This is a genomic window from Candidatus Eisenbacteria bacterium, assembly GCA_005893275.1.
Lineage (GTDB): Bacteria > Eisenbacteria > RBG-16-71-46 > SZUA-252 > SZUA-252 > WS-7.
The window spans coordinates 1-14,934 of sequence record VBOW01000068.1 but is presented as its reverse complement, the minus strand read 5'-3'; the positions used below and the strand labels follow the sequence as shown (position 1 = coordinate 14,934).

15 protein-coding genes and 1 pseudogene are annotated in these 14,934 nt (G+C 65.6%); 3 read left to right on the top strand and 13 right to left on the bottom strand.

Annotation, left to right across the window (positions count from 1 at the left end):
- The 8 genes from E6K76_11145 to E6K76_11110 form a co-directional block, all read right to left on the bottom strand.
- Positions 1-408, bottom strand: coding sequence for a YjbQ family protein (locus tag E6K76_11145; protein ID TMQ57174.1), 408 nt, complete (start codon positions 406-408; stop codon positions 1-3).
- A gap of 28 nt (positions 409-436) precedes the next feature.
- Positions 437-802: a VOC family protein gene (locus E6K76_11140; GenBank protein TMQ57173.1), complete on the bottom strand. Its 366-nt coding sequence runs from the start codon at positions 800-802 to the stop codon at positions 437-439.
- Between the two features lies 1 nt (position 803).
- Entirely contained in the window at positions 804-1,028 is a 225-nt protein-coding gene (locus E6K76_11135) for a hypothetical protein (GenBank protein TMQ57172.1), read from the bottom strand.
- Positions 1,029-1,064: 36 nt separating this feature from the next.
- Positions 1,065-1,637, bottom strand: coding sequence for a hypothetical protein (locus E6K76_11130; protein TMQ57171.1), 573 nt, complete (start codon positions 1,635-1,637; stop codon positions 1,065-1,067).
- A 21-nt stretch (positions 1,638-1,658) separates the two neighbouring features.
- Complete coding sequence (locus tag E6K76_11125; protein TMQ57170.1) at positions 1,659-2,546, bottom strand: DUF4097 domain-containing protein; 888 nt, start codon at positions 2,544-2,546, stop codon at positions 1,659-1,661.
- Positions 2,547-2,620: 74 nt separating this feature from the next.
- Complete coding sequence (ychF, locus tag E6K76_11120) at positions 2,621-3,697, bottom strand: redox-regulated ATPase YchF (GenBank protein ID TMQ57169.1); 1,077 nt, start codon at positions 3,695-3,697, stop codon at positions 2,621-2,623.
- A gap of 24 nt (positions 3,698-3,721) precedes the next feature.
- Positions 3,722-4,414, bottom strand: coding sequence for a tetratricopeptide repeat protein (locus E6K76_11115; GenBank protein ID TMQ57168.1), 693 nt, complete (start codon positions 4,412-4,414; stop codon positions 3,722-3,724).
- Positions 4,415-4,600 (bottom strand): hypothetical protein, encoded by a 186-nt coding sequence (locus tag E6K76_11110; GenBank protein TMQ57167.1) that lies wholly within the window; start codon positions 4,598-4,600, stop codon positions 4,415-4,417. It abuts the gene before it with no gap.
- 155 nt (positions 4,601-4,755) lie between these two features.
- Here E6K76_11110 and E6K76_11105 point away from each other — a divergent pair, with 155 nt between their 5' ends.
- Together E6K76_11105 and bshB1 are read left to right on the top strand one after the other, a co-directional pair.
- The gene (locus E6K76_11105; protein TMQ57166.1) at positions 4,756-5,061 is read left to right on the top strand and encodes a hypothetical protein; all 306 of its coding nucleotides are present in this window, start codon (positions 4,756-4,758) and stop codon (positions 5,059-5,061) included.
- The gene (gene bshB1, locus E6K76_11100) at positions 5,058-5,789 is read left to right on the top strand and encodes a bacillithiol biosynthesis deacetylase BshB1 (protein ID TMQ57165.1); all 732 of its coding nucleotides are present in this window, start codon (positions 5,058-5,060) and stop codon (positions 5,787-5,789) included. Before E6K76_11105 ends, bshB1 begins: the two co-directional genes overlap by 4 nt.
- On the opposite strand, the gene E6K76_11095 is transcribed toward bshB1, so the two are convergent.
- The 4 genes and pseudogenes from E6K76_11095 to E6K76_11080 all read right to left on the bottom strand — a co-directional run bounded on the left by E6K76_11095 (position 5,743) and on the right by E6K76_11080 (position 10,931).
- The gene (locus tag E6K76_11095) at positions 5,743-7,821 is read right to left on the bottom strand and encodes a thioredoxin domain-containing protein (GenBank protein ID TMQ57164.1); all 2,079 of its coding nucleotides are present in this window, start codon (positions 7,819-7,821) and stop codon (positions 5,743-5,745) included. The genes bshB1 and E6K76_11095 overlap by 47 nt on opposite strands.
- Positions 7,665-8,156, bottom strand: a complete 492-nt coding sequence (locus tag E6K76_11090) for a YkgJ family cysteine cluster protein (GenBank protein ID TMQ57163.1) — start codon at positions 8,154-8,156, stop codon at positions 7,665-7,667. The genes E6K76_11095 and E6K76_11090 overlap by 157 nt, the downstream gene beginning before the upstream one ends.
- A gap of 3 nt (positions 8,157-8,159) precedes the next feature.
- Positions 8,160-8,518: pseudogene (locus tag E6K76_11085) on the bottom strand (hypothetical protein).
- 10 nt (positions 8,519-8,528) lie between these two features.
- Positions 8,529-10,931, bottom strand: a complete 2,403-nt coding sequence (locus E6K76_11080) for a hypothetical protein (GenBank protein TMQ57162.1) — start codon at positions 10,929-10,931, stop codon at positions 8,529-8,531.
- A gap of 114 nt (positions 10,932-11,045) precedes the next feature.
- On the opposite strand from E6K76_11080, the gene E6K76_11075 reads away from it, so the two are divergent.
- The gene (locus tag E6K76_11075; GenBank protein TMQ57161.1) at positions 11,046-12,989 is read left to right on the top strand and encodes a tetratricopeptide repeat protein; all 1,944 of its coding nucleotides are present in this window, start codon (positions 11,046-11,048) and stop codon (positions 12,987-12,989) included.
- A gap of 30 nt (positions 12,990-13,019) precedes the next feature.
- Here E6K76_11075 and E6K76_11070 read toward each other — a convergent pair.
- The coding region (locus E6K76_11070) for a tetratricopeptide repeat protein (protein TMQ57160.1) at positions 13,020-14,934 on the bottom strand (1,915 nt) is incomplete at its 5' end.

Below are 14,934 nucleotides of genomic sequence, written 5' to 3'. Positions count from 1 at the left end.
TCATGCCGAGAGGAATTGGAGCTCGACGGTGCGGTGCCGCGGTCCGTCGAATTCGCAGAAGAAAATTTCCTGCCAGCGCCCCAGCGTTAGCTTCGAATTTCGAACCGGCACCAGGGCCGATGTTCCGACGAAGGCCGCCTTCAGGTGGGCCGCGGCGTTCCCCTCGGCGTGGCGGTAGCCGTCGGTCCACGGGACGAGCCGTTCGAGGACGCGCCCCAGGTCGGCCACGACGTCCGGGTCCGCCCCTTCATTCACGCAAATGCCGGCGGTCGTATGAGGTACGTAGAGATGGAGGACACCCGAGCCTGTGAGAAGATCGGACGCCTCATCCCTGATGCGATCGCTCAGCGGAACGAACTCTGTGCGCGCGCGGGTGTGAACTTCCAGGATGTGGCTGCTCTTGCCCACTCGGCTCTCCCGCTCCGGCTCCGGACGGTCACGCAGGCTGGAAAAGCTCCACGACGTTCCCGCACCCGTCCTCGATCAGGATCTGTTTCCCGCCCGGGCCCGAGACGATCTCGTTTCGAAACGTAACGCCGTCCCGCTTCATGACCCCGACCCGAGACTCGAGGTCCGAGACCTCCACCACGAGGCGATTCCATCCCCCGGGGACGGGCTTCCTTCCATCCGGCATCGGCCGCGCGGCGGAGCTCTCCGGTCCGCTCAGCCAGAGCGTGGTGTCGCCGAAACCGACCATCGCGAACGGCTTCCCCCGCCGCTCGACCAGGCTGAAGCCGAGCTTCTTCGTATAGAACTCCACGGCGCGATCGACATCATCGACCAGATAGCGGACGACGGCCATGTCAGGACTCCCTGCTCTCTTCGGTGAATGGAACGTCGATCGCCGAAGCGCGGTCGACGAGGGGCCGCGGCGCGCGCTCGCGCGGTTCTCCCGGTCCATCCCCCCGCCGCGAGCCGACACGGGCGGCGGGGTCCCGCGACGCGATCCTCGCCGCGAACCGCACGAGACCGATCAGAACGCGAAAAGTGAAGATTGCGAGAAGGAGGCGGATCAAGAACCGGAACATGAACCTGCCGCGCGCCGGAAGTGACGACCGCCGGGCCTAACGGGCCACATGGGCTCCCAGGAGCGGGAGCGCGCGGGCGGTCAGATCCGAAAGGGGGAGTTGATTGAGCTCGGCCGTCGTCTTGAAGACTTTGATCCAGCGCTGGATCGTCTGGTCCTCGCGCTTCGCCGCGAAAAAGGTTCCCTTGTTCGTCAGCACGTCCCGTTCGAAATAGGCGGGCATCGGATACCGCGAGCGCTCATGAGCCGGAATGTGGTGCTCGAGCAAGTAGCGGCGCTCCTCGATCTCCTCCGGGGGCGTCGGCTCGTCCGCGGGGAGGGGCTGTAGCACCTGGTACGCGCGGAGCGCGAGAAGCTCGCCCCATACCTCGGGGCTCGCGATCCCGCCCGAGGGGGTACGATGGTATTCGAAGAAAGGCTGGATCGTTCGCCGGAGGCCCAGCTCATCTCCCAGGATCAGCGAGAGGCGTGTCAGCCGCGAGAGGCCCTTGATGCCGCGGACTTCCGGGACCGAGTTGGTATCCGCGAACCAGCACAGGAGCAGGAGCAAATCGCCCCGCGTCATGGGGCCGGAGATCCGGATGGTCGATTGCGGAACCTCGGTGCTCACTCCGTTCCTCCCATGGATTCGTTAGGGCCGGCGCTCCCCCAGCCGGCGTACTTCGACGTTCCCGTTGGTGGTGGCGAGCGAGATGGTAGCGCCCCCTCCGTTAATGGTGCCTCGAATCGATTTGGAAGTCATCACCCCGCGGCTCGTGATCGGAAACGTGATCGCCACGCGCCCGTTCGTGGTCACCGCCTCCACCGCCGCCTTGAGATCGTTCGGGAAATACGCCTCGACGTTTCCGTTGGTGGTCATGAGGTCGATTCCGCCGGTCGGGGACACGCCGCGAACTTCTGCGACGACGCTGCCGTTGGTGGTGCGCGCCGCGGCCTCTCCGGTCATGCCCGTGAGCTCGATCTCTCCGTTCGTGGTCGCGAGCGTGACCCCGCCCCGGACGTCCCCGACCCGGATGTCGCCGTTCGTCGTCGTGGCTTCCACGCGGCCCTTCACCCCGTGGACCCGGACCTCGCCGTTGGTGGTCCCGAGCATCAGATCGGTCTCGGCCGGCACCTGGACGTAATAGCTGATCTGGAGAGACGCGACCTTGCGCCCCAGGATGTCCCAGATTCCGATCGTCTCACGGCGCTTGGGGAAGTGGCTCACGATATCGATGCGCCCATTGCGGACCTCCACGTCCGCCCTGAGCTCCTTCATGAGGCGCTCGGCCTTGGCCTTGTCCTCCGCCCTGACGTTGCGCGTGATCTCAATCCGGACCTCGTTGCGCGGCCACCCCTCCACGGTGAGGCGGCCGTTCTTGTCCTGGATACGGATCGATCCCCCCGCCTCGAACGGAATGAGGCGCTCGGAGACGCTGCGGACTTCAGCCGCCTGCGCCCGGCCTTGAACCCCGCCGCCTGCGGCGACGACGAGAAAACCGAGTCCCAGACCCGTGGCTATTCTCATGGAAACGCTCATGGCTCCCCTCCTCGCGAAACGTATGGGCAGAGGCTTCACCCCACTACGCTCGCCGGGAGGGCCGAGTTTCCTTCTCACACGCTGAAGCGGATATTCAGGATGTCGCCGTCGTGGACTCTATAGTCTCGCCCCTCGGTGCGCAAGAGACCCTGCTCCCGCGCTCTCGCCATGGTTTGGGACTTCGCGAGATCGTCGTAGGCGATCACCTCGGCGCGGATGAAGCCGCGCTCGAGGTCGCTGTGGATCACGCCCGCCGCCTGGGGTGCCGTGGACCCGTTTCGGATCGTCCACGCCCGGACCTCGTCGGGTCCGACCGTGAAGAAGGACAGGAGCCCGAGCGCGTCGAAGCAGATCCGGATCATCCGCGTGAGACCGGGCTCATGGATTCCAAGAACCCCCATGAACTCCCCGGCTTCCTCCTCGGGGAGCAGGGCCAGCTCGGACTCGGTCTTGGCCGAGAGGGCGATCGCGCGGATCGCGGGAAAACGGCTAGCGAGCGGTTCGACCAGCGAGGCTTCCCCCGTTCTCATCTGCTCGTCGTCCGCATTCACCACGAAGATCCAGGGTCTCATCGAGAAAAGCTGGAATCCGCGGATGCTTCGCTCCTGGGCCGCGCTCAGCCCGGCGGCGCCCACGGGCCGCTCCGATTCGAGCGCCGCGCGCGCGAGCTTCAGCGCCTCGTACTCGTTTGCATCCTCGGGCTTCTTGCCGACCTTGAGCGCCTTGTCGATCCGGTCGAGCCGCCGCTCCACGACGGCCAGGTCCTCGAGCAGAAGCTCCCCCAGGAGCCATGCGGCGTCGCGCGCCGGATCCACGGTCTCCATCACGTGAGCCACGGTAGGATCCGCGAACGCGCGCACAACGAGCGCGTAGGCGTCCACGTCCCGAAGCGGTGCGAGCGCGGCAAGCGCCCCGCGCTCCCGGCCGCTCGTCTCGAGCGCGGGAGCGTCCACGTAATCGACCTTGGCGGGGGTGAACTTCTTCGGCTTGTACATCTCGCCCAAATGGTCGAGCCGGCGGTCGGGGACGGCCACCGAGCCCAGGTGAACCTTTTCGCCCCGCGATGAGGAGGCTTGCGCCTGGCCGCGGGTGAGCGCCTGGAACAGGGTGGTCTTGCCGGCCTGGGGAAGCCCCAGGATCCCGATCTTCATGCGGCCAGGGCGCGGGGGGCGCCGTCAGGCGCCGGGGCGGTTGGCGATCTGCAGGGCGAGGCTGTCCGCCTGCTCCCGGGCCCACGGAGCGTCCTCGTCATCCGGGAAGCGCTTCGCGTAGTCCAGGAAGATCGTGCGCGCTTTCGTGAGGTGACCGTCTTTCCGGTACCCCTGGCCCAACTCCAGAAAGGCGGGCCTCATCATGTCGCTGCCGGGGTAACGATCGAGGATCATCTGCGCGTATTTCCGGTCCGAGGCGTAGTCGTGCTCCTTCCGCGCCATGCGGGCGAGCCGGTAGAGCGCGTCGTCCACGCGGCCCGACACGTTTTTCGGGTCGAGCGTCACGAACCGGAGGAACCGTTTCCGCGACTCGTCGAACAGGCCGTGGTCCGCGAATCGATCCGCCAGCCGGTAGACGAATTCCGCGCTGTCCCGCTTGGCGGGCTCTTCCGCGATCATCGAGCCGAGCGTATTCCGGCCGGCGAGATAGTCTTCGACCTGGGACACGAACTGCGGCGCACGGTAGTAGCCGACGACGCGGTCCAGCTCCTCCCCCTTCTCGTTGAGCACCATGATGGTGGGATAGCTCAGCACGCGATACCGCGCGGCCGTCGTGGTATCGACTTCGGCGTTCAGCTTGGCGCAGGTGAACCGCTTGGAGAACTGGATGAATGTCGGGTCGACGTAGGTAGACTCTTCCAGAGCCTTACACCACATTCACCAGTCTGTGTAGAAGTCGAGGAGGATCGGCCGGTGATGGGCTTGCGCGTCGCTCAGCGCCGCGTCGAAAGCCTTGTTCCATTCGATCCCCGCGGGCACCGGCTTCTTCGCCTGCATGCAGCCCACGGCGAACAAGGACACGGCAAGCGTTCCGGCGACCCAACCCCCAGCGCGTGTATTCATCGGTCGCGAAAGCCTCCGATTGGACGGGAGAACCAAGTCGCTCCGATGATCCACCAGCCCCCAGGGTCGAGTCAAGGGAGGGATTAGAAAGCGCTGGCCGCGCGGCGCCGGGGCTCCCTATCATGGCGAGGAGAGCTACCTATGGAGGTGATCCGATGAGCGCCTGCTTTTTCTGCGGGACATCGCTCGATCCCAAGCTGCGGATCGTCCGGGACACGGAGTGCCCTTCGTGCCGACGGGACCTGCACGCCTGCGTGCAATGCCGGCACTTCGACCGGAACGCGCACAACATGTGCCGCGAGCCCCAGGCGGAATGGGTCACGGACCGTGAGCGGCGGAACTTTTGCGAATATTTTTCCCTCAATCCAGCGGGCAAAGGGGGCGCCGGAAAGGACCGCGCGTCGACGGCGCGCTCGAAGCTGGATCAGCTTTTCAAAACCAAGGAGCCTGACCGCGAATGAAGCTCAACGTGCTCGTCTTCGGGCCCCATCCCGACGACGCCGAAATCGGCGCCGGGGGCCTCCTGCTCAAGATGAAGGATTTGGGCCACAAGACCGGAATCGTGGACATGACCCGCGGAGACATGGGATGGGGCACTCCGGAAGAGCGGGATCGGGAGTGCGCGGAGGCCGCGAAAATCCTCCAGCTCGACGTGCGGGCCAATCTGGACCTGGGCGACAACCGGATCGAGGACACGTTCGAGAATCGCTGCAAGGTGGCCGCCACGATACGGAAATACCGACCCGAGATCCTCTTCGCTCCCTACTACGATCTGCCGATCGGGCGCGGCCTCGGACACAATGACCATTTCAAGACGGGGATTCTCGTCGCGCAGGCGTTCAACCTCGCGCATCTTGCGAAGGCGCCGGTGGAGGGGGATCCGCATCAGGCCAAGGCGGTCTACTATTACTTCATCCCGCCGGGCATGCGCCCGACGTTCACGGTCGATGTGAGCCGATATTTCGATACGTGGATGGCGGCGCTCGCGTGCCACAAGACGCAGTTCCACAATCCCGACAAGCCCAAGCCGACCACGGCCGTCCCCGAGGTTTCCGAATATATTGGAACCCTGTCCCAGACCCACGGCTGGCCGATCGGCGTGCGCCACGCCCAGTCGTTCCTGGCAACCTCTCCGCTTCGGATCAAGGATCCGATGGACCTGGTGCGCGAGATTCAGCCCCGGCCCTGAGAAACGCGCTGACCTGAGACACGACGCGGCCCGGTTCGGTGATCGGCGGCGCGCACGCGTGATCGCCGCACACGTAGAGAGCGGTGGCAGGACTCGCCGGAAATTGAATGTCCCCCCAGCGCGCCGCGCGGCCTCCCCTTGGATAGAACCTCAGCACCCGGTCGGGGGCCACGACACGAAAGCTGGCTCGCCGGAGCGCCGCGGCGGCGCTCGAGCCGCCCACGACCGCGATCCGGACCGGGGTCGCCGTCATGCGCAGAGCGAGCCGGGCGCGGGCAGGATCGATGACCACCGCTCCGCCCGATCGCAGGTAGGCGAACGCACGCTCGGCCGTCGCGAGATCCTCCGCCCGTTCCTCGAGCCAGTAGAACCGCAAGAAAAGCGTGGCGGCTTCCACGGTCGCGTCCCCCGCCTTGTCGCCCGCGAGCAGTCGCCCCACGGCCGATGTGTCCAGCGAAGCGTAGCGGAACCCGCCCCCGACGCGATCTTCCAGATGGGCGGCGGTCCACTCGGCGAGGGTGCGCGCCCGGGCGAGATAGCGCGGCGCCCCCGTCACCTCGTACGCATCGAGGAACGCCAGAGCCGCGAGCACTTGATCCTCCGCGAGCCCCGGCGCGATTCCCCGCCCCCCCGCCATCGCGTGGTAGAGCGACCCGTCCGACGCGCGCTGCTCGGCCCATAGCCGATCGAGCGCCCGGAGCGACCGCACCGCCATGGCTTCGTCCCATGACCCCGAGAGCACACCCTGGAGCATCGCCGAGGCCATCCGCGCGTTGGCATCGGTGTAGTAGGTCGAATCCACGGCGGGCGCCCCGAGCTTCCGGCGATAGGCTTCGCCCAGGTTGTAATAGTCCTCGCCCGCCGTGAACGCCTTCGAGGGCTCGCGGCTCCCGACGTCCGCGTCCTGGCTCCCCCAGTAACCACCGCCGCGCTCATCCCAGAGCCAGCGGTCCACATAGCGCACGGCCTTGCGAGCCGCGTCGAGGTATTTCCTGTCCCCGGTCGCGCGATGGATCTCGAGACACGATTCGATCGCCCGCGCGTTGCCGTCGAGCATCTTCTCGAAGTGGGGATGGGACCAGTCCGACTTGGTCGCGTAGCGGTAGAAGCCGCCCCAGACGGAGTCCTGAAGCAGGAGAAGCCCGTCGACGGCGTGCACGGCCATCGCACGGAGCACCGAGTCCTTGCGGGCCGCGGACACACGCAGAAGAAGCGAGACGGCGTCGGGGTTGTGGAAACGCGGCTCCCCGCCGAACCCGCCGTGCTCTTTGTCCTCCGAATCCTTGAGCGCGTCGATCGTCCGGTCGACCAGATCCTCCGCCCGGACGAGGGACGCCGAATCGATCGGCTCGCTCCGCCAAGTGGCCCGAACGCTCTTCTCCATCTCGGCGATCTTCCGATCCAGATCGGTCTTGTTCTTGCGGTAGAGATCGCGGATCTCGCCGAGCATTTGCTTGAGCTGGCCGGGGGGAACGTAGGTTCGCGCGACCAGGACGTGGCCCTCGGGGCTCAGAATCGAGGTCGTGGGCCAGCCCCCCGCGATGTAGCGATCTCTCACGTCGGGACGCCGGTCGGCGTCGACCCGGATCGGGATGAACTCGGCGTTCAGGGTCTGGATCACTTCGGGGTCGGAGTAGGAGGTTTCGTCCATCACGTGGCACCAATGGCACCAGACCGCCGTGAGGTCGAGGAGCACGAGGCGCTTCTCCCGCCTGGCCTCCTGGAAGGCGGCGGGGCCCCATTCCCGCCAACGAATCTCGTGGTCGCGCTTCACGCGCGGGCCGCTCCGGAGCCCCTCGCGGTCCCCGGGCGCCTGCGCCGACGCAGGGGCGGCGCCCAGAAGGAGCGCAACGAGGATGGCGGCGGTGAACCGCATCATCCCGACTTGCTCTTCCTCCGCCGGCCGTTCAGGTAACGCTCGAGGTCGTCCGGCGTGCGCAGGAGGACCTTCTCGCCGGGTCCGGCGTAACGCTCGCATTCGGCGGGATCGTAGTCGCGGCAGATCTCCGGCCGCAGCTCGTAGTGCGTGCATCTTCCCTCCACGAGCCACTCGCACGGAGTGTCGAACTGGATCAGCCAGTCCCCCTCCCAGTCGATCATCACGGAAACGTTCTTGTGGAGCAGATACCACCGGATGTTTTCGAAATCGCGTCGGCTTCGGGGCCGGTCGATCTGAAGCGACACGTAGCGGCAGCAATGGTCGCAGCCCTCGCAGGGGTTCCCCTCCGGCAACGCGATCCGCCCGCTCGGAAGGAGGGGCAGCCCGATGGGCGCCCGCGGAGGCCGCAGGGGCGCGGTCCTCTCGCGGTCGATCGGAGCATGGGGATTCGCGCTGTGCTGGCCGGATCTGTCTTTTCTTCTCGGCATCGCCTACTCCATTCGCCCCGGTGAACGCCGGGAGAGCCGCCGGCGCACGATGGGCCGGCTCTTCGAGCGTCGAGCGACCTCCCGAAATCCCGCCTTCTCGAACGCCGGAAGAAGACCCGTGTACACCCACGGATCGGCGGTCCGTTTTCCGCGCGTGTCGCTCGGATAGCCCTCGAGGATCCTGGCGCCCCGCGTGCGGGCGTAGGCCGACGCCGCGCGGAGGAGCTTCACGGTGAGCCACGCCCCCGCCGCCGCCAGTACATGCACCAGCAGCCACGGCAAACGCTGTTCGCTTGGAATAGCCGCTTGAGGTCGTCCCAGCGTCGCGGGGTCAACGGCTTGACCAGGACCTTGGCCTTCATCACCCGTCGCTCACGGCCCCTTCCATTCCGCCAGCACGCAGACGAACCTCGCTCCCCCGCCGGGATGGTTTCCCGCCCGTATGGTCCCGTGCATCAATTCCAGATAGGACTTCGCGACGTAGAGGCCGAGACCGAAGCCCCGGTCCCGGGAATACGGGCTCGGCCGGCCCTGCTCGAAGCGTTCAAAGATCCGCTCCGATTCCTGCGGCGAGATCCCCGGACCGTGGTCGCGCACGGTCAGGATCTGTCCCTCGGCGCCGCAGTCCAGCGCGATCTCGACCGGCTGGCCATCCGGTGAGTATCGCGTCGCGTTCTCGAGAAGGTTGGCCACGATTTCGACAAGCTTGCCCCGATCGCCGCATACCGGCTTGAGCTTCGGGTCGATGCCCAGCTCGAAGCGGACGTTTCGCGCCTTGGCGATCGGCCGGATGGCGCCGATCGCTTCCTCGACCAGAGGGAGGAGATCCACCGGCCCGAGCTCCGTGCGCGTGCCCGGATGCTCCAGCCGGCTCAAGTCGAGGAGGTTGTTCACGAGCCTGCCGAGCTGATTGGCCGCGGCGTCCACCGCCTGCAGCTGCGGCAGCGGATCCGAACCCGGAGTCCCGCGGACTCCTTCGAGCAGGTTCTGCACCGTCCAACGGATCGATGTGAGCGGGGTGCGGAGATCGTGCGCCACGCGCGAGAAGAAATCGCCCTTCAGCCGTTCCAGCTCCTGGACCCTCTCGCGCTGGAGAGCCTCTTCGGCGGCGACCTGAACGAGCGCCACCCGCTCCAGGGCGGCGGCGGTCTCGGCGCGGACGGCGTGAAGGAGCTTCAGATCTTCCTCGATGAATCGCCGCTCCGACTCCTTCTCCCCCACCAGGATCATCCCGAGACGCTTCCCATTCTGGGAAAGGGGCAAGGCGAGCCGGAGGCCCTCGCGCGCCAGAGGCTTGGGAAAGTCCAGATCCTCGAGATCCGGGCGGCTCGTGCTGTTCGGAGACGCGAGCATGCGCCGGGAATTCGCGGATGGCTCCGCCGCGAGAGTCTCCTCGGTCGCGAGCACCTCCTCGGCGGATTCGTCGAGCTCCCCCGCGACCTGAAGCGCCGCTCCCTTTCGCGCGAGGACGACCGCCCTTTGAAGCCGGAGCTCATCCGTGACGAAGCGTTGCGTCAGGTCGGCGATCTCCTCCTGGCTGGAGGCGCTGCGCACGAGCTGCTGAAACGCCACGAGCGCCTCGGAATAGTTGTATTGGATCTTGAAGAAGATGCGGTCGACCCACGTGCTGATCCAACGTCGGGCCGGCGTGTAGAGGATGACCGGGATCGCGACGGAGAGGATCTGGATGAGCGCGGCGTAGCGTGGAAAGTGGACCATGAGGCTCTGGCCGGCAAGCACGCCGACGAGGAGGTAGGCGCCGGCCAGAACCGCGGCCAAGGTCCCATAGATCAGGCTTCGGCGGATGATGATGTCGATGTCGAGAAACCGGTAGCGCACGACGGCGAAGGTGAGCGCGATGGGGATCGCCAGCCCGAAGAGACGGTCCAGCTCGGGAGGCAGGGAGGACTCGAACCCGGCCAGCCTTGGAAGGGTTCGGAGGAAAACGTAGGGAGCGACGCCGATCGCAAATCCCCACAGCAGCCACTTGGTTTGCTCCCGCTCCCTGGAAAGCTCGAGCTTCCGGCCGGCGCGGTACAGGGCCAGACAACCGAGACCCACGATCGAGACGAGGAACACTTGGGCCCAGAAACGTGGAAGCGCGGCCCCCTGCCACAGCGCCGGCCTCGGGTCCGCGAAGTACCAGAGCAATGCGACCGCCTGCCACGCAAAGAGGATCGCGGCGGTGACCCAGAGGCCGCGCATCACCCCAGGGTGCCGGTCGAGAACTTTTCGCCGCCTCGGGAAGGTCAGCGCCATGCGAAAGAAAAAGGCGGGCAACAGCGTGAGACACGCGATCCAGACGAGAGGCAGAATCGATTCGGTCCACGCCAACGTTCGCGGAAAATAGAGACCCCCGACCATGATCGCGATGCCGTAGAGGAGCGTGCACCAGTAGAGGTCGCGCACGGGTCCGCGATCGACGCGGGGACAGAAGACAAGGAAGTTGACGGCCAAGAATAGGAGCCCTTCGAAGAAAACGATGCCGTAATGGAGCTTCGTGAGCTTGGGCTCGAGGCGAACCCTGGCGACGCCCGCGTCCGAGATGATTTCGATGATCGATCCGATGGGTCGCGATTCGGCAATGAAGCGAAGCTCGGCCGGCGAAGCGACGACCGCGCGACCGACCCGCGCCGGATACCGGACCCCTTCCGGGGCGAAACCGAGGGGAAGGGTGGAAAGTTGCGAGAGCCCCTTCATGCCCCACAGGCCGACGAGAAGACCCAGTGCGGAGATGAGGAAGAAAGACCATCGTCGCCGGGGGGTTGCGGACATCGGGCCTCCGATAGGGGTTGTCCAGTAATCTAGTGCATCACCTCCCTATCCGCCAGCGGCTATCTTGGACTAGACTGGCGGTCTTCTACCTCCTAACACGACGTCCAGGTACGCATGGCGAAAAATCGGGCCAAGTCCCCGCAGAAACAGGAGAAGCACAAGCGATCGTCCGGCCTCGGGAGGTGGCTGCTTTGGCTGGGCGCCATTCTCGTCCTCACGTTCGTGGTCTACCTGCCAAGCCTCGATAACGACTTCACCAACTGGGACGACAACTACTACGTCACCGAGAATCCCCTCGTGACCCATCCTGATTTCAAGGCGCTGCTGACCGCCCCCTTTGGGGGCAACTACCATCCGCTGACCATGGCGTCGCTCGCGCTGAACTACCATTGGTCCGGGCCGCGCCCGGCTCCGTATCACTGGCTCAATCTGCTGCTTCATGTGGCGAACACCGCCTTGGTGTTTTTCTTCATCCGAAGGCTATCCGGCGGGAGACTCTGGACGACCATCGCAGCCGCGCTTTTCTTCGGTATCCATCCCATGCACGTGGAGTCGGTGGCCTGGATCGCGGAGCGCAAGGACGTCCTCTACGCCTTGTTCTACCTGCTCGGGCTCATCGCGTATCTGAGGTATCTTGAAGCGCGGCGGGGCGCGTGGCTCATCGCGACGTGGCTCGCCTTCGTCTTGTCGGTGGCTTCCAAGCCCGCGGCGGTCGTGTTTCCGCTGACCCTCCTGGCCATCGATTTCTTTCGCCGCCGGCCGTGGAAGCCGCGGGTCATGCTGGAGAAGATCCCCTTTCTTGTCGTCTCGGTCGCCGCCGGTGTCCTCACGGTGACCGCGCAGCAATCGGCCGGGGCTGTCGCAGCGCCCCACCAGTGGACCGTCTTTCAGAAGGTCCTGTTTGCCTCCTACGGCACCGTGATGTATGTCGTGAAGCTCTTCGCGCCGCTGGGGCTTTCCGCGATTTACCCCTATCCCACGGTTGAGGGGGCGCCGATCGGCCGGGAGTTCTACGTCGCGTTCGTTGGGCTTGCGAGTCTCCTCCCGGCCGTCGTGTACCTATGCCGCCGAAACCGAGTCGTCCTGTTCGGTCTCGCGTTTTTCTTCCTCAACATCGCCCTCGTGCTCCAATTCTTCAGCGTAGGACAAGCGGTCATGGCCGACCGCTACACCTACCTGCCCTACATCGGGCTCTTCTTCGGCTTGGCGTGGTGGCTGGACGAGAAGCCCGGGCCCAGCCCGGCCGGTGTGCCCGTGAAGCCTCTCGTGGCCGGGGTGATGCTTCTCCTGGTCCCGGTATCGCTGGTCCAGACCTGGCGCCGATGCGACGTGTGGCAGAACGCAGGGACGCTCTGGAACGACACGATCCGGAACTACCCGGGCCGGATCGTCGATGCGTACAACAACCGCGGGTACTATTACCTCGCGATCCATCGGCCCGAGGAGGCGCTCGCGGATTTCGATCAGGCGCTGGCGCTCAACTCCAAGGTCGCGCGCGTGTGGGTCAACAAAGGAGACGTGCTGGCGGAGCTGAATCGCAACGATTCCGCGTACGTCTGTTTCGAGCGCGCGATCGAGCTCAAGCCGAATTACCCTGAGGCCTTGAGCAACCGGGGCGGCATCAAGACGCGGCGGGGCGATCTCGCCGGGGCGGTCGAGGACTTCTCACGCGCGATCGCGCTGAACCCGACCTTCCGCGACGCGTACGGCAATCGTGCCTTCGTTTACTTCAAGATGAAGGAGTACGAGAAGTCGATCGCCGACCGCCGCCGCGCCATCGAGCTGGACCCGAAACACCCGGGCAACTACCTGCACCACGGCTCGATCGGTTTAGCCCTGCAGCAGCTGAATCGCCCGCGAGAGGCGATCGCCGCCTACGACGAGGCGATTCGTCTCGCGCCTGCCGGCGACGCGCAGCGGGTCGGGAACTATTACCTCCGCCGGAGCCAGGCGTGGTGGGCCCTGCACGATTCAGCCAGGGCCCTGAGCGATGCCCGGGAGGCCGCGCGGCTGGGGGCGAAGGTGGAGGCCGCGTATTTACGGGAGTTGGGTGGGTGATGCCGAGTGTGCTCCCCCGGTGAGCACGAGTTACCGGGCGGAGGCCGCGCGGAGGGCAGCGATCTGGGCCAAGATGCCCTGCCGTTGCGGGTGGTTCGGCGCGCGCCGGAGAACCTCCTGGAAATAATCAATCGCTTCCTTCAGACGACCGAGTTTCTGCGCGACGAGACCCATCTGTAGATACACGTCGAGGATCGTGAACTGGCTGTCGGGCGCAATGACCATGTCCCCCGCGGCGATCTTCTGATACAGGGGCAACGCCTCCGAGGGATTTCCCATCTCCTCCATGCATAATCCTAGAAAAAACGGGGCGGTCGCCTCATGCGGTGACTCCCGATAGGCGAGGCGGAACCACTCGGCCGCCTTGGGGAAGTTGCGCCTGACGAACTCCTCGGTGCCAACCTCCAGAAAAGCGTCGGTGGCAGGCTGGCTGCGATCGCGGTACATCTCGATCGCCCGCTGATAGGTCTTGCGTGAGGCTTCCGCGTTTCCCATCCATTCCTCCGCCACGCCTATTCGAAACATCGCCAGAGGCGCAAGCCATGACCTGCCCTCCGCAACGGGCTTGAGACGGCGCAGCACCTCGTCGTACCGCCGCGCGGCGAAATCTTCCCGCGCGAGCCTCATCTCGCCGTGCTCCTCGCCGGCTTCTTCCTTGCGGCTCAGCAAGCTGCTAATCCGGCCCGCCTCCACAGTATTGCCCTCGGCTTCATAGGCTCGCGAGAGGCTGACGACCGGGCCACGATCGACCAATCGCCGGGTCCTCGCGCGGCTGAGCTCGCTCGCCGTAAGAGGCCCCGACCCCCCGAGATGGAGCTGCTTGCGCACCGTGTCACTCCACAGTTTGATACCGCTCGTCCACACGCCGATGCGCGCGATGGTCAAGGTGGAATAGAGTGCGATGAGCAAAGCTCCCATGACCGCAAGTCTTCTGCCGGTGGCTCGCGAGGCGATAACTCCCTTGACCCTCTCTCGTTTCCGGTAGAGCGACGCCGCGAGCGCGACGATCGTGAGGGAAGATCCAATGGTCGGGAAGAAGAGCCACCGGTCCGCCATCCAGGCGCTCAAGGTGAAAACCCCATTCAAGACCGTCGCCAGGGGTAGCACGAAAAGGGCAATCCCGAACGCTGCGACGGGGACCCTGCGGCGCAACACGACGAAGGCGGCGGCGAGAACAAGCGCGAGGAGGGCTCCGAGCAACGCGATCGGAACGACCGCCGGTTCGAGACCTGTCGGATAGAATGCCGAGAGCCGAATGGGGAAAAGCGTGTGGGCGCCGTAGCGAGCCAAGACCTCCGCCAACCGCATCACGCGCTCTCCCACCGTGAGCGAGGCTTGGACCAATGCGCTGCTGCTTTCCTGGGCTTGAATCGTTAGGAAGGTCGCCACCGCCGCCAGAGCGACGAAGGGCGCCTTATCGAGGATGTGCCGGAGCGTGATCCGCGGCGAGAAGCAGAGGTCATAGGCGAAGAACACAACGGGCAGGATCAAGGCGTAGCCCTTCGACAGCAGAGCGGCGACCGTGAGGAGCAGGCAGAGGGCGTACGGGCGCCACCGGCCGTTGGTGGAACCGGCGTATTGGCCGTAAGCGAGCAGTGCGAAAGCATAGAAGAAGAGGCAGACCACATCCTTGCGCGAGGCCAGCCAGGCGACAGACTCCACATGGATCGTATGCGTCGCGTAGATCGCCGCCGCAACAAAGGCCTCCGCTCGGCGCCCGAGAACTCGGAGGAAGAGGAAGTAGAGGCCCAGAATTCCCCCGGCGTAAAAGGCGAGCTGCGTCACGTGGAAGCCGGGTACCCACGTTCCCCAAACCAAGCGGTCGAACGCCATGGTCAGGGTCGTGAGTGGGTGAAAGCTGGCGTAGAAGGGCTCGGTGAAAATACGCCACAGGTTATCCGCCGAGAGATGCTCCAGGCGGGCGTCCCGAAAGAAAAGGACGCGG

Excerpts from the sequence above, each read along its gene's own strand:
- E6K76_11125 (TMQ57170.1), bottom strand. The coding sequence starts at position 2,546 with ATGAGCGTTTCCATGAGAATAGCCACGGGTCTGGGACTCGGTTTTCTC.
- ychF (TMQ57169.1), bottom strand. The coding sequence starts at position 3,697 with ATGAAGATCGGGATCCTGGGGCTTCCCCAGGCCGGCAAGACCACCCTG.
- E6K76_11095 (TMQ57164.1), bottom strand. The coding sequence starts at position 7,821 with ATGCACGCACTACGAGCTGCGGCCGGAGATCTGCCGCGACTACGATCC.
- E6K76_11115 (TMQ57168.1), bottom strand. The coding sequence starts at position 4,414 with ATGTGGTGTAAGGCTCTGGAAGAGTCTACCTACGTCGACCCGACATTC.
- E6K76_11140 (TMQ57173.1), bottom strand. The coding sequence starts at position 802 with ATGGCCGTCGTCCGCTATCTGGTCGATGATGTCGATCGCGCCGTGGAG.
- E6K76_11105 (TMQ57166.1), top strand. The coding sequence starts at position 4,756 with ATGAGCGCCTGCTTTTTCTGCGGGACATCGCTCGATCCCAAGCTGCGG.
- E6K76_11110 (TMQ57167.1), bottom strand. The coding sequence starts at position 4,600 with ATGAATACACGCGCTGGGGGTTGGGTCGCCGGAACGCTTGCCGTGTCC.
- bshB1 (TMQ57165.1), top strand. The coding sequence starts at position 5,058 with ATGAAGCTCAACGTGCTCGTCTTCGGGCCCCATCCCGACGACGCCGAA.
- E6K76_11080 (TMQ57162.1), bottom strand. The coding sequence starts at position 10,931 with ATGTCCGCAACCCCCCGGCGACGATGGTCTTTCTTCCTCATCTCCGCA.
- E6K76_11075 (TMQ57161.1), top strand. The coding sequence starts at position 11,046 with ATGGCGAAAAATCGGGCCAAGTCCCCGCAGAAACAGGAGAAGCACAAG.
- E6K76_11135 (TMQ57172.1), bottom strand. The coding sequence starts at position 1,028 with ATGTTCCGGTTCTTGATCCGCCTCCTTCTCGCAATCTTCACTTTTCGC.
- E6K76_11090 (TMQ57163.1), bottom strand. The coding sequence starts at position 8,156 with ATGCCGAGAAGAAAAGACAGATCCGGCCAGCACAGCGCGAATCCCCAT.